General features: G+C 60.1%; 12 protein-coding genes. 5 read left to right on the forward strand and 7 right to left on the reverse strand.

Annotation, left to right across the window (positions count from 1 at the left end):
• Window positions 1-172 precede the first annotated feature (172 nt).
• Window positions 173-1,942 carry an SLC13 family permease gene (locus tag ATY79_RS26610; protein ID WP_088692166.1) on the reverse strand — a complete coding sequence of 590 codons (1,770 nt, stop codon included), beginning with the start codon at window positions 1,940-1,942 and terminating at the stop codon, window positions 173-175.
• Window positions 1,943-2,138: 196 nt separating this feature from the next.
• Complete coding sequence (locus tag ATY79_RS26615; protein ID WP_088692165.1) at window positions 2,139-2,900, reverse strand: DUF4239 domain-containing protein; 762 nt, start codon at window positions 2,898-2,900, stop codon at window positions 2,139-2,141.
• A gap of 136 nt (window positions 2,901-3,036) precedes the next feature.
• Here ATY79_RS26615 and ATY79_RS26620 point away from each other — a divergent pair, with 136 nt between their 5' ends.
• A complete protein-coding gene (locus tag ATY79_RS26620) occupies window positions 3,037-3,585 on the forward strand; it encodes a glutathione peroxidase (protein ID WP_189637115.1) in 549 nt (182 codons plus the stop codon).
• 28 nt (window positions 3,586-3,613) lie between these two features.
• Here ATY79_RS26620 and ATY79_RS26625 read toward each other — a convergent pair whose 3' ends face one another.
• Window positions 3,614-4,270 (reverse strand): TetR/AcrR family transcriptional regulator, encoded by a 657-nt coding sequence (locus ATY79_RS26625; RefSeq protein WP_088692164.1) that lies wholly within the window; start codon window positions 4,268-4,270, stop codon window positions 3,614-3,616.
• A 121-nt stretch (window positions 4,271-4,391) separates the two neighbouring features.
• Between ATY79_RS26625 and ATY79_RS26630 the strand changes: the two genes are divergently transcribed.
• Window positions 4,392-5,591 carry an HlyD family secretion protein gene (locus tag ATY79_RS26630; RefSeq protein WP_088705434.1) on the forward strand — a complete coding sequence of 400 codons (1,200 nt, stop codon included), beginning with the start codon at window positions 4,392-4,394 and terminating at the stop codon, window positions 5,589-5,591.
• 24 nt (window positions 5,592-5,615) lie between these two features.
• Window positions 5,616-7,184, forward strand: a complete 1,569-nt coding sequence (locus ATY79_RS26635) for a DHA2 family efflux MFS transporter permease subunit (RefSeq protein WP_088705435.1) — start codon at window positions 5,616-5,618, stop codon at window positions 7,182-7,184.
• Between the two features lie 53 nt (window positions 7,185-7,237).
• Here ATY79_RS26635 and ATY79_RS26640 read toward each other — a convergent pair whose 3' ends face one another.
• Entirely contained in the window at window positions 7,238-8,065 is an 828-nt protein-coding gene (locus tag ATY79_RS26640; RefSeq protein ID WP_088692228.1) for a helix-turn-helix domain-containing protein, read from the reverse strand.
• 92 nt (window positions 8,066-8,157) lie between these two features.
• Here ATY79_RS26640 and ATY79_RS26645 point away from each other — a divergent pair, with 92 nt between their 5' ends.
• The gene (locus ATY79_RS26645) at window positions 8,158-9,090 is read left to right on the forward strand and encodes a phytanoyl-CoA dioxygenase family protein (protein ID WP_088692227.1); all 933 of its coding nucleotides are present in this window, start codon (window positions 8,158-8,160) and stop codon (window positions 9,088-9,090) included.
• 32 nt (window positions 9,091-9,122) lie between these two features.
• On the opposite strand, the gene ATY79_RS26650 is transcribed toward ATY79_RS26645, so the two are convergent.
• The 3 genes from ATY79_RS26650 to ATY79_RS26660 all read right to left on the reverse strand — a co-directional run bounded on the left by ATY79_RS26650 (window position 9,123) and on the right by ATY79_RS26660 (window position 11,592).
• The gene (locus ATY79_RS26650; RefSeq protein ID WP_088692161.1) at window positions 9,123-9,872 is read right to left on the reverse strand and encodes a TerC family protein; all 750 of its coding nucleotides are present in this window, start codon (window positions 9,870-9,872) and stop codon (window positions 9,123-9,125) included.
• A 101-nt stretch (window positions 9,873-9,973) separates the two neighbouring features.
• Window positions 9,974-10,813, reverse strand: a complete 840-nt coding sequence (locus tag ATY79_RS26655) for an AraC family transcriptional regulator (protein WP_088692160.1) — start codon at window positions 10,811-10,813, stop codon at window positions 9,974-9,976.
• A gap of 107 nt (window positions 10,814-10,920) precedes the next feature.
• Window positions 10,921-11,592, reverse strand: a complete 672-nt coding sequence (locus ATY79_RS26660) for a TetR/AcrR family transcriptional regulator (RefSeq protein ID WP_088692159.1) — start codon at window positions 11,590-11,592, stop codon at window positions 10,921-10,923.
• Window positions 11,593-11,746: 154 nt separating this feature from the next.
• On the opposite strand from ATY79_RS26660, the gene ATY79_RS26665 reads away from it, so the two are divergent.
• A complete protein-coding gene (locus tag ATY79_RS26665; protein WP_088692158.1) occupies window positions 11,747-12,943 on the forward strand; it encodes an HlyD family secretion protein in 1,197 nt (398 codons plus the stop codon).
• The last annotated feature ends 14 nt before the right edge of the window (window positions 12,944-12,957 follow it).

The raw sequence follows: 12,957 nt of genomic DNA on the forward strand, positions 1-12,957 counted from the left end.
AATGCCGGACGGCTTTTCTTGGGAAAGCGACGTTCGGCCGGAAAGAATGCAGATAACTGGATCAGGAAACCGGCTGGAAAAGGGCACTGCCCCCGTTCATCCGCCGATTGCCCATTTGGCTGGCCTTAAGGCCATATTCGACCGCGCGCGTCAAGGAAAATGGGCAATTAGGTCAACGAACCGGCCAGACGTATAGCAGGGCGGGCACGCTGACGAGGATGATGATGAAGGACAGCGGCAGGCCGAGGCGAGGATAGTCGCTGAAGCGGTAACCGCCCGGGCCGAAGACAAGTGTATTGCATTGGTGGCCGATCGGCGTCAGGAAATCGCAACCCGCTCCAATGGCGACCGCCATCAGGAACGCCTCAGGCCGGTATCCGAGTGTCTGGGCGAAGCTTGCCGCAATCGGCGCCATGACCAGAACCGTTGCCGCATTGTTGAGGAACGGGGTTACCGCCATGGCGGTGATGAGGATCAGCGCCAATGCGCCGAAGGGCGGCATCTGGGCCGCAAAGTGGCCAAGCCAGCCGGCAATCAGATCGCTGCCGCCGGTCGTTCGCAGTGTGTCGGAGACGGGGATCAGAGCCGCAAGCATGATCAGGATCGGCCCGTCCACGGCCTTGTAGACCTCGGCGAGCGGGATTGCCCGAAAGACGACCATTGCCAGCGCCGCGCAGAAGAAGGCAACCGAAACCGGAACCATTCCGGCTGCGGTTACACCCATCGCGGCGGCGAGGATCAGCAGCGGCACATAGGCCCTGCGCGGTGTGCCGAGCATGATGTCGCGCTGCGCCAGGGGAAGGCAGGCGAATTCCTGCAGGAAGGCAGGCAGGTTTCGGCGGCTGCCCTGTAACACAAGAACATCGCCGGCGCGCAGGGTCACTTCGCTCAGGCGCTCTGTCAGCCGGTGACCGTGGCGGCTGACGGCCAGCAGGTTGATCCGACGGCGGTTCCACAGTGAAAGCTGGCGCGCGGACCAGCCGACCAGCATGGACTCGGATGAAATCACCGCTTCGATGGAGGTGACGTCTCCCTCGGCCTTCGCCTCAGGGATCGGTTTGCCGGCAAGCTTGAGCTTGGCATTGGAAACGACGCGGTCCAGCGCCTCCGGGCGCCCCTCCAGCAGGATCGTGTCGCCTGCTTTCAGGAGGATGTCAGGGAAGGGCGAAAGGCGTGAATGCCCGCGCAGGATCGCGGTTGCGATTACTTCTCCATCGCCAAGCTGCAGGATGCCGTTGAGTGCCTTGCCTTCGAAACCCGAGCCCTCCACGACGGTTGCCTCGGAAAAATAGTTCTTGAGATCCAGCGCTTCCTCCAGCGACGGATTCTCGTTCTGTCGCTCGGGAAGGAGCCAGTGGAAGAAGATCAGAAAGACAATGCCGACCAGTGTTAGCGTCGCTCCGACCGGCGTGAAGTCGAACATCGTGAAGGGTTCACCACTGATTTCGCCACGGAGTCGCGAGACCACGATGTTCGGCGAGGTGCCGATCTGGGTCATCAGCCCGCCCAGAAGGGCGGCAAAGCTCATGGGCATCAGGTAGAACGATGGTGATCTCCCACTCTTGCGGGCAAACTGGAAGGCGACCGGGATCATGATCGCAAGCGCGCCGATGTTCTTGATGAAGGCAGAGAGAACGGCGACAACGATGAGCAGCAGGGCGAGTTGCGCATGCAGCTTGGTCAGATTGGGGAAGAATCGCTTGATCGTGGTGTCGACGATTCCGGAGCGCGCGACGCCGGCACTGACGATGAGCGCACTGCCTACAATGATGACGATGTCATCGCTGAAGCCCGAAAATGCCCTGTCGAAAGGCACGATGCCGACAGCTACTGCCAGAACAAGGGAACAACAGGCGACCAGATCATAGCGGAAGCGATCCCAGATGAAGATCGCCATCATCAGGCCGATCACGCTGAAGGCGAGGATCTGCTGTGTTGTCATGCGACTCCAGCGTCTCGAGGCCGAGCGACGGGCGTGCGCCTGCCGCCTTGATATCTGTAAGCCTTCCTGGACTAATCAATGCCGTGCGGGATGCAAAGTTCCTGTTCGGCACTTCAAGGACGCGGATCGTTTGCGCCAGGATCTCGTCGGTGTCGCGATAACACGAGCGCGATGCCGCTCAACGTTCCGCAAATTGCTATTGTTGAAGCTCGGCCAGCGCCCTGCGAAGGGGCGTATCGGAAATCTGGATCCAGCCCGAGAACGGGATGTCCATATCCAGCACGATGAAGATCGACAGGGATATGAGGAGCGCGGACATGAAGAACATCAGGATGACGATGATGTTTCTCGGCGCACGATAGCCGAAGCTGGCAAAGATCAAGGTCAGCCACGCCGTCAGCATCGTGATGAGCGGCCTCGGAATGACGCCTTCCGATTGTTCGACGATGATCCAGCGTTGCTCGACGATCCTTTGGTACTGCTGGCGGGCGTCGTTCCAGAGCGCAACATGCCCCGGGTCGGACGGCCTGATCAGCGAAAGGCTGTCGCCGACGGCATTGAGGGCAAGCTCGCTCGTTCGGTCGCTCTTGACCATTGGATCGGTGGCGGCGCGCGCCGGATTGGTCAGCGCTTTTTCGACGTAGTTTTCCAGGCGCTTACGGGTTTCGTTGGCCTCGAGGCCATAGGTGCGCAGGGTTCGGTCAAGAAGGATGATTTGCGTCGCGAAGGCGTGAACGTTCTTATCGATCTCGGCGAAGGTGTTCTTTGACGAATTGATCATCAGGCCAAAGACAAGCGATGTCATAACGACGAAGATGTTGGCGACCAGCCGGACGACGGTATTGGTCTCGTCCTGGCGGTGATGCACCGGCAGCTTCGAGTAAGTCAGCATCGTTCCGATCGAGGCTGTCATGAGCAAAGCGAAGACAACGACCGCCACCAGTAGTTCCAGCACCATCTTCCGTCGCGCCCTCCCGTGCTCTTGGGGGCAAACTAGCTGTTTTGATTGATTTTGCCAGTGGACTGCATCTGCCTGCTGGACAAACGCACGGGTGGGTATAGCTTCCGCGGCGGAATTCATGCTGGAGGCAGTGATGACTGATCTTTTGAACATACCGGTGAAGCTGGCCGACGGCCGTGAGACAACGCTGAGCCATCACCGCGGCAAGGTAATCCTGGTCGTCAATGTCGCCTGCAAATGCGGCCTGACTGTCCAGTACGAAGGGCTCGAGAAGCTCTATGAGGACAAACGCGAGCGCGGCTTCGTGATTGCCGCCTTTCCGGCGAACAATTTCAAGGGGCAGGAACCCGGCACGGATGCCGAGATCGTTGAATTCTGCACCCTAACTTATGACGTGAAGTTTCCGATCTTCTCGAAGATCTCGGTGAAGGGCGATGATAAGCATCCGCTCTACCAGCTGCTGACAGCCGCTGCCGGGACGGCAGTTGGCGAAGGTCCGATGCGGGAGCGGCTGCGCAATCACGGCATCGAGACCGGCGACAAGAGCGATATCCTGTGGAATTTCGAAAAGTTTCTGATTGGCCGCGACGGCAAGATCGTGGCGCGGTTTGCGCCTGATGTCACGGCCGACGATCAACGACTGACTTCTGCCATCGACAAGGAGCTTGCAAAGACCGCCTGAGGCGGTTCTCCGCGCTTAAGCGCGGCGACTAAGCTGGAACGACTGCCGCGCCGTTCAGAAACAGATCGGCGCACATTTTCGCCCGGGCAGCGATCTCCTCGATCCCGGGCGCCGGCAGCTGCCGCAGCATTGCGGCGCGCTGTGGCTCCATGGCCATCATGCCGCGCAACATGCCGCAAGCGGCATGCGGGTCGTCGAGAGCGATGAGGCCGCGATCGACCTGTTTGCGCAGCCATCCCTCCATCAGTGCGCTCGTTCGAACGATGGCTTTTTCATAGAAGGATGCGGAGATTTCGGGGAAACGGTCGGACTCGCCGATCACGAGGCGCATCATGGTGATGGTGTCGTCCGAGAGTGTCAGCATGCCATAGGCCATCAGCATCCGCTCGAGGCCTTGGCGCAGATCGGCCGCGGCAAGCGTAGTCGGGTCGAGCGCCAGCAAAAAGCGGCTAATGCGATCGGAAATCAGGTCGGAGAAGAGGTCGGCTTTCGTCGGAAACAACCGGTAGAGCGTCTTTGTCGAAACGCCCGCTTCCTGCGCGATCGCTGCTATGCTCGCCGTCGCATATCCATTCTCGTGAAACTGCTTGTTGGCAGCCTCAATGATGACGCTTCTGGTGTCGTCATCGCACCGCGCCTGCGGTCTGCCTCGCGGCCTTCTCTCGATCTTGTGATTTTGGACCATCACTATTTTCCAAATTCATGTTGACATCGATTTTATAGAGCATATTTTGGAAAACGTCAATTTTCCTTTTTGTGCATCAGGCTGTGTCCTTCGCGATAGCGGCCATGATCCGGAGACAACAATGACCGCCCAGAAGCTGCATGCTCTGAACAACAACACCGCCCCAAGCGCCGAAACGGTCGCCGAGGCAGCCCCAGAAACGCTTGAGGCCGGCAAGCCGCTGCAGGCGGAGGCGCCGCGCGCTGCCGCTAACACACTGCAGACTCGCAAGCGACCAGGTCGGTCGCTGCTGCTTGGCGCAGCTGCCATCGCGATCGTGGTCGCAGGTGCCTATTATGGGAACGATTACTGGACGGTCGGTCGCTTCCATGTGTCAACCGACGACGCCTATGTGAAGGCGGACAACAGCACGATCGCCCCCAAGGTTTCCGGCTATATCGCCCGGGTGCTCGTCAACGACAATGAGGCCGTCAAGGCCGGCCAACCGCTCGCGCATATCGATGACCGCGATTTCCAGGCCGCGCTCGACCAGGCGAAGGCGGATGTTGCCGCTGCGGCAGCTACGCTAAGCGCCAAGCAGGCAGCTCTCGAAATCCAGCAATCGACGATCGCCGCCGCCCGCGCCACGGTCGAGGTCGATAAGGCCAACGAAACGTTCGCCGAGCAGAACAACAAGCGCTATTCGAGCCTTGCCAATAACGGTTATGCCCCGGTTCAGACCGCCCAGCAGGCCGCCTCGCAGATCGCCGCGGCACAGGCAACCATCGTGCGCGACAGCGCGGCCCTCGAGGCAGCCGTAAAACAGGTCGATCTTCTGAATGCCGAGCTTGCACAGGCAAAAGCCGCGCTCGGCCGTAGCCAGGCGGTCGAGCGTCAGGCCGAACTCAATCTCTCCTATGCCACGATCGTAGCACCCGTCGATGGCTCCGTCGGCAACCGGACGCTGCGCGTTGGCCAGTACGTCCAGGCGGGCACACAGTTGATGTCGGTTGTCCCGACCAGCGCGGCCTATGTGATCGCCAACTACAAGGAAACGCAGCTGACCGACGTGCATGCCGGCCAGCCTGTTGACATCGAAGTCGACACGTTCCCCGGCCGTACCTATCACGGTCACGTCGACAGCATCGCACCGGCGAGCGGCCAGGAATTCGCGCTGCTGCCGCCGGACAACGCCACCGGCAACTTTACGAAGGTCGTCCAGCGTATACCGGTCAAGATCGTGCTCGATGGCAATGGCGCGGCAGCCGGTGATCTTCGCCCCGGCATGTCGGTGCAACCAAGCATCAACACCAAGGCCGCCGATACGGCTCCCGGAGCGTAACGGGCGCGGGATGAGGATCTTGTCATGTCTACTTCAATTGCAGTCTCCCAGCCGCGAGCCAGCACGAAGGATTGGATAGCCGTTTGCGCCGGCATGATCGGCGCGTTCATGGCAATCCTCAACATCCAGATCACCAATGCTTCACTGCTCAACATCGAGGGCGGCATCGGAACCGGCGTCGACAACGGCGCCTGGATCTCCACCTCCTATCTGATCGGCGAGATCGTCGTCATACCGCTAACGGCCTATTTCAGCAGCGTCTTCTCGTTTCGCCGCTACATTCTCGTCAATTCCATCCTCTTTCCGCTGTTTTCAATGGCATGTGCGTTCGCGCACGACCTTGGCACGATGATCGTGTTTCGCGGCCTCCAGGGGTTCGCCGGCGGCGTCCTGATCCCCATGGCCTTCACCATGGTGCTGACCAAGTTGCCGAAGAGCCAGCAACCGCTCGGCCTGGCGCTTTTTGCTCTGTCGGTGACCTTCGCGCCGGCCATCGGGCCGACAATCGGCGGATATCTCACAGAGAATTACGGCTGGCAGACGATCTTCTTCATCAACACCGTTCCCAGTGCCATCATGGCGGTGGCTCTTGCCCTGACGCTGCAGAAGCAGCCGATGCAGTTGCATTTGCTGAAGGAAGGCGACTGGGCCGGCATCGTCACCATGGCGATCGGCCTTTCTGCGCTGCAGACGGTGCTTGAGGAAGGGAACAAGGACGACTGGTTCTCCTCGCCCTTCATCATCAAGCTCAGCATTGTTGCTTTTGTCTTCCTTGCAGCCTTCATCTGGATCGAGCTCAAGGTCGAAAGGCCCCTCGTGAAGCTGCGCCTGCTGAAGCAGCGTAATTTCGGCATCGGTGTTGTCGTCAACGTGCTGGTCGGCGTAGCCCTGTTCGGGTCCGTCTACATCGTCCCGCAATATCTCGGCCAGGTGCAGCGTTACAACGCCGAGCAGATCGGCAACGTTCTTGCATGGACTGGTTTGCCGCAGCTGATGCTGATCCCTCTCATCCCATGGATGATGAAGCGCGTGGATGTCCGTGTGCTCGCCGTCGTCGGCGTGAGCGTCTTCTCCGTCAGTTGCTTCATGAACATCTGGCTTTCGTTCGACAATGCAGGTGACCAGTTTTGGATCCCGAACATCGTGCGCGCCATGGGTCAGGCACTGGTCATCACGCCGGTTACCGCGATCACCACGGGCGGCATCGCTGCGGCGGACGCGGCGGCTGCCTCGGGCCTGACGAACATGTTGCGCAACCTCGGCGGCGCCGTCGGCACGGCCTCGCTCGGCACGATCCTGACGAAGCGTGAGCAGTTCCATTCGAACATCATCGGTCAATCGGTGACGCTTGCTCGCGACGAGGTGCGCGATCGTCTCGGCCAAACGACCAACTATTTCCTGGCGCACGGCGTTTCGGACCCGGCCGTCGCCAGCCACAAAGCCATCGTCGCCTTGGGTCAAATCGTCAGACGTCAGGCTTTGATCCTTGGCTTCAGCGATACCTTCGCCGTGATCGGTGTCGTGCTTGCCATTGCCGCTTTCGCTCTATTGCTCACCAAGAAAACGCAGGCCGGTGGTGCCGGCGCGCACTAGCTCGGTTCGGTTGAAACGATGTGTGACTGCGGCCGGGTTCGATCCGGCCGCAGTCATGTTCTGCGGTACTGGCGGCGGAACCCGCTCGGAGAACAATGCTCGCGATCCTGAAATAGCCGCGAAAAGTAGAATGCATCATCGATGCCGACGGCATTGGAGATCACCTCGATCGAAAGATCGGTGGTCGTCAGCAGCTGCTTGGCTCGATCGATGCGGAGGCGCAGCTGGAAAGCCTTCGGTGACAAGCCGATGGCTCCATGGAAACGCCGTCGCAACGTTGCCGGGGACATGCCGAACTCCCGCGCGACGGATTGCATGTCCGTCGGCTCGAATGCCCGACGCTGCAAGGTCTCGATGACCAGCTCGATCTTGACGTCCGCCGCATCATCGCTCCCTGCGTTTGCCTGCCGGGCTGCTTGGACAACGATGCGGTGAAGCGTTGCCGCGGCCGACGCGAGGCTGAGCGGATCGCCCGCAACAAAGTCCGAATGAAGCGCCCCGAAGAGGTGCTGCATCTCGCGGAGATTCTGTAGGCGCACCACCGGTTCTGTTGGTGAGATCAGGCGCTGACGGATCAGATCTGCCGTCAGCGTGCCCTCGAAGAGAGCCCATCGTTCCTCCCAGCTCTCGCCTTCTGTCGGACCATAGGAATGCAGCGTCCCGGCGGGCAGCCAGAAGAGCGACGGGCCGTTGATCTCCTGAACACCGGCCTTTGCCGTCTGCAGCGTGCCTTGCCCGGCTTCCACGAGGACGACCGCATGCATCGGCAGACGGCGGTTGACGATACGCGTTCCGATACGTTGGCGACCGAACCCGGTGACCGTGAGCACCGTGGAGCCGGAAGAGGAAGAACGATAAAGAGCGATCGGGAACTCAGTCATGAGCGAAAAGTCCAGCCGTTTCTTCCGTCCATGGAATGTCATTTCTTTTTCTTCAGATTTCAAGCGTCTATTTCGCTTTAGGAGTGATCGGAATGTCAAGTCGCGCTGCGGATCGCAAGCCGGATCGAGCGCCGGCGATCGACCTAGTCGCCAACGGGAAGATTCTCTCGACCGCGCCGAACCGGTTGGGTGAACTCGTGCCGACGGACCCGTCGATCGGCATGGAGGCGATCCGCAGGCTTTATCGCGAAAGCGGCTATGTCTGGTTGAAGCGCTTTCTCGATCCGGATGTGGTCAATGCCTTTCGCGGCTGGGTTTTCTCGCATCTGGCGCGCGGCGGGCTTGTCGCACCCGGGTCCGATCCGATGCTCGGATTATCGGCCGGCACAGGTGTCGACAAAGGTCAGGTCGATCGTATTCTGATGTCGCTTGTCCGCTCTGTCGCCTTCGAGGGCTTTTGCGCGCAGCCACGGCTTGCCGGATTCATGGATGAGTTCCTTTCGGGTATCTCCTACCTGCACAAGCGCAAAATTATGCGCTTTACCCAGCCGGGCACGACGACAGCGACGCCGGCGCACTACGATCTCGTCTACCTGCGCGGTGGCACCAACCGGCTGGTGACCGCCTGGATTCCGATCGGCGATACGTCGGTCGACATGGGTGGGCTCGTTTACCTCGAGGGCTCGCATGCCATCGGCGTCCGTATGGAGGAGGAGTTTTCCAGGAAGAGCCGCGACTTGTCCGCAGGGGAAAGGGTGAGCGCCTTCAACCGCAACATGACCGAGGGCGGCTGGGTTTCGAAGGATCTTCCTGACGTGGCGGAGCGCTTCGGCACGCGCTGGCTGATCGCCGACTACGAAGCCGGCGACGTGGTCTTGCATAGTCCCTACATGATCCACGCCTCGACCACGAACCAAAGCGTATCGAACAGGATAAGGCTGTCGACGGATATCCGCTATCAAAACGTCGATGACGAGATCGATGCCCGATGGGGCAATCACTGGAGCCTGGGGGACATGCTATAGGGCGCGGCAGCGGAACCGCGCCCCGTGCTGTCTCAGTGGCCGCCTTGCTTTCTGCGCTGACGGGCATTGCGAGCGAGCATGTTGAGGGCTTCCACGAGCGCGGAGAAGGCCATCGCGGCATAGACATAGCCCTTCGGCACGTGCACGCCCATACCCTCGGCGATCAGGGTCATGCCAATCATCATCAGGAAGGCGAGGGCCAGCATGACGATGCTCGGGTTCTTCTCGATGAAGTTCGCAAGCGGCGTGGCGGCAACCAGCATGACGGTTACGGCCGCGACCACGGCGACGACCATGATCGGCAGGTGCGGCGTCATGCCGACCGCGGTGATGATGCTGTCGACCGAGAAAACGAGGTCTAGCAGCAGGATCTGGCCGATCGCGGCGGTAAAGCCTGTTGTTACTGCTGTCGCAATGAAATCCTCGTTGTGATCGGTCGGATCTACGTTGTGGTGGATTTCCTTCGTCGCCTTCCACAGCAGGAAGAGACCGCCGGCAATCAGGATGATGTCCTTCCACGAGAAGCCGTGGCCGAACAGTTCGAAGATCGGCGTGGTCAGCTTCACGATCCAGGCAATGGTACCGAGGAGGGCAAGACGCATAATGAGAGCAAGGCCGATGCCGAGCGTGCGGGCCTTCTCGCGATGTTCAGGTGGCAGCTTGTTGGTGAGAATCGAGATGAAGATGAGGTTGTCGATCCCGAGGACCACTTCCATCACCACGAGGGTGACGAGGGCCACCCAGGCAGCCGGGTCCTGAACGAGCATCATGATATCTTGCATCGGCGTTTATCCCCTTGCGCCACATAGTTTGACGCTCGCAATGTACGGACGCGGCCTGCCTTGGCAAGCGCGCAAGGGGATATACGAAAGCAAGACGAGTTTTATTCCTTGATGGGAATCCAGATTTCCGTCAGGCCCGTGCCGGTATAGGGATCGAAGCGATCGTCGTAGCGTTCGAACATGTCGGGCATGTTGCCGAACTCTATGCCGGAATTCGGCATCCAGTCTCCGAAAATCCGATGCATCGTTGCGGAAATGCCTGAAACGTGGCCTCGATGGGCAAAGACGGCATAGCGCTGACCGGGGATCTTCAGGGTGGAAAAGCCGGCCGGCAGGTCGCTGCCGTTACTGACTGCCACGGCCGCCATGTAGCAAAATTTCTCAGCTTCACCCTCGATATGCGTGCAGACGCCATAGGCGACATTGCCGATCTGGCCGGGAATGTTGCCGAAATGAACATTGAATTTTTGCCATAGCGAGGGGATCGCGGCATTGCCGCCGTAGGGGTAGATCTCCTGCAGGCCGGCAAAGAGCATCGGCGGCAAGGTTTCGAAGCGTGGTGGTTCGAGTTCGGGAAGGCGAGCGGGGTCCATGCGGATAGGCTCCAGAAGTGCGAGGTTGCGCGTGTGCCTCTGCTTGCGGACGGCCTCGGGTGTTAGACCGAACTGGTCGCGAAAGGCACGGGTGAATGCCTCGTGCGAGCTGTAACCCGCGTCGAGGGCAACCTCGAGAATGCTTCCCGGTTGATCGACCAGCGTCCGTGCCGCACCGCTCAGGCGGCGGGCTCGGATATAGCTGCTGATCGAATGCCCGGTGACGAGCCCGAAGACGCGCGAAAGATGGTAGCGCGAAAGACCGGCAACGTCCGAAATCTCTTCCAGAGTGATGTCGTTGCCGAAATGACTTTCGATGAACCAGATCGCTCGTCCGACGGCGCTCATTTGCTCTCCCTTGGCTGCATGCCCTTCATAGCGAACGGCAACAGGTCGCGCTTGATCCCGGTTGCGGGATTCTGGCGCGAATGGCGAGAGAAATCAAAGGGACGGGTTCAGGGCTGCTTCTTGACGCCGTAGGCCGCCGTGAAGACGCGGATGGCGCCATTGACCACGCGATCCATCTCCTCGCGTGGAGGAGGGGCGTCCATGTCGCCGAACAGGCGCAGCTTGAAGAAGCTTCCACCGCAAAGTTCCAGAAACTGCCGGGCGGCAAGCTCGATGTCGTCGATCTCGAAACGGCCGGCCTCGACTTGGGCTGTCAGAAAGTCCTTTAACACCGTCCGGATGTTTTCCGGGCCGCTGAAAAAGCGCTGACAGAGGTGCGGCATGCGGTCGCGTACGCCGATGACCGTGCGCATCGCATTGATGACCTTATCCTCGGTCAGGTGGCTGACAAAGGTCATGCCGAAGTCGTGCAGCGCGACGTCGGGATCGTTGGATTCCTTGAGAGTATTGCGCACGCTGGCGACGAAAGCCGCGCGCTCGCTCTCCATCATCGCGGTGAAGAGCTCTTCCTTATTGGCGAAGTAGACGTAGAGCGTTCCTTTTGAAACTCCGGCCTCGCGCGTTACATCGTTCATGCTCGCGGCATCGAAGCCAAGTTTCATGAAAACGCGTCGGGCGCCGTCGAGAATTTGCTTGCGCTTGGCAGGGTCTTCGCCTGCGGCCCACCGGCCGCCTGTCGAGGGGGAGTCGTCCACGCGCGTATCGGAAAGCTCTGTCATCGCTCCTTAACCATGATCGCATCAGCGAATTTTTCGTTAATAAAACCGAACCAACCGGTTCGATATAACTTGATATGAATGGAAAAAGGTTCTATGTCAACTGAACCGAACCGTTCAGTTCGATTAAATTCACTCGATTTACCGGTAGCTGCCCATGTCGTCCAGTTCAAAAGCCAATGTTGCCCGCATCGTCAGCGAGCCTGCTGATACCGAGGGCAGGGCTCAGGAAGCAGCAGTTCCTACCGCGGAAGCACCGCGCGCGCCGCAAGCTCCTGCTGATACGCAGGCCGCTCCTGCCGAAAAGAAGAAAAAGCGTAGCTTTGCTCTGCCGATCATTGGCCTTGCGCTGCTCGCGGGCGCTGCCTGGTATGGTTACGATTGGTGGACCACGGGCCGCTTCATGGTCTCGACCGATGACGCCTATATCGAAGGCGATATCGCGACGATCTCGCCGAAGGTCACCGGTTATGTCGCCAAGGTGAATGTCGTTGCCAACCAGAAGGTCAAGGCAGGCGATATCCTGGCGTCGCTCGACGACGGCGATTATAAGCTGGCACTCGACCAGGCGGTTGCTTCACTCGAAACGGAAAAGCTCTCGCTGCAGCGCATCGACGCGCAGATCGCCGGCGGGCAGGCAAGTCTCGATCAGGCCGAGGCCCAGAAGGCGGCTTTGGAAGCCACCGTTCGCGGCGCGCAGATCACCCAGACCCGCGCTGCCGAGCTGCAATCCAAGTCGGTCGGTACGACCGCCAACCTCGATGCTGCGAACATCGCGCTCGATCAGGCAAAGGCGAACCTCGTCGGTGGCGACGCCGCGATTGCTTCCGCGCACGCCAACATCACGCTCCTGCAGGCGCAGCGCCGGGAAGCCGAAGGCACGATCCGCCAGCTCGAGCTTTCGCGCGACAAGGCCGCCCGTGACCTCTCCTTCACGGTGCTGAAGGCGCCCTATGACGGCGTCGTCGGCAATCGTTCAGTGCAGGAGGGCGATCTGGTGTCGCCCGGGCAACGCCTGATGGCGCTCGTGCCGGTCCGTCAGCTCTATATCGACGCGAACTTCAAGGAGACTCAGATCCAGCATCTGGTCCCGGGCTCGAAGGTCAACGTGCACGTCGATGCCTATGATGATCATCCGATCGTCGGCACGGTCGAGTCGATTTCGCCGGCATCCGGTTCCGTCTTCTCGCTGCTGCCGCCGGAAAACGCGACGGGCAACTTCACGAAGATCATCCAGCGCGTGCCGGTTCGCATCTCACTGCCGCAGGATGCTCTCGATAGCGGTCGCCTGCGCGCCGGTCTCAGCGTTGTCGTTGATGTCGACACGCGCACAGCGCCGGACGCGACCAAGTAATATCGGCTGACGAG

The organism is Rhizobium sp. R693 (assembly GCF_002211315.1).
In the GTDB taxonomy this organism is placed as follows: domain Bacteria; phylum Pseudomonadota; class Alphaproteobacteria; order Rhizobiales; family Rhizobiaceae; genus Rhizobium.

Bases quoted from the DNA above. Each gene is read 5' to 3' on its own strand.
- ATY79_RS26665 (WP_088692158.1), top strand. From the start codon at position 11,747: ATGTCGTCCAGTTCAAAAGCCAATGTTGCCCGCATCGTCAGCGAGCCT.
- ATY79_RS26660 (WP_088692159.1), bottom strand. From the start codon at position 11,592: ATGACAGAGCTTTCCGATACGCGCGTGGACGACTCCCCCTCGACAGGC.
- ATY79_RS26610 (WP_088692166.1), bottom strand. From the start codon at position 1,942: ATGACAACACAGCAGATCCTCGCCTTCAGCGTGATCGGCCTGATGATG.
- ATY79_RS26615 (WP_088692165.1), bottom strand. From the start codon at position 2,900: ATGGTGCTGGAACTACTGGTGGCGGTCGTTGTCTTCGCTTTGCTCATG.
- ATY79_RS26635 (WP_088705435.1), top strand. From the start codon at position 5,616: ATGTCTACTTCAATTGCAGTCTCCCAGCCGCGAGCCAGCACGAAGGAT.
- ATY79_RS26640 (WP_088692228.1), bottom strand. From the start codon at position 8,065: ATGACTGAGTTCCCGATCGCTCTTTATCGTTCTTCCTCTTCCGGCTCC.
- ATY79_RS26645 (WP_088692227.1), top strand. From the start codon at position 8,158: ATGTCAAGTCGCGCTGCGGATCGCAAGCCGGATCGAGCGCCGGCGATC.
- ATY79_RS26650 (WP_088692161.1), bottom strand. From the start codon at position 9,872: ATGCAAGATATCATGATGCTCGTTCAGGACCCGGCTGCCTGGGTGGCC.
- ATY79_RS26630 (WP_088705434.1), top strand. From the start codon at position 4,392: ATGACCGCCCAGAAGCTGCATGCTCTGAACAACAACACCGCCCCAAGC.
- ATY79_RS26620 (WP_189637115.1), top strand. From the start codon at position 3,037: ATGACTGATCTTTTGAACATACCGGTGAAGCTGGCCGACGGCCGTGAG.
- ATY79_RS26625 (WP_088692164.1), bottom strand. From the start codon at position 4,270: ATGGTCCAAAATCACAAGATCGAGAGAAGGCCGCGAGGCAGACCGCAG.
- ATY79_RS26655 (WP_088692160.1), bottom strand. From the start codon at position 10,813: ATGAGCGCCGTCGGACGAGCGATCTGGTTCATCGAAAGTCATTTCGGC.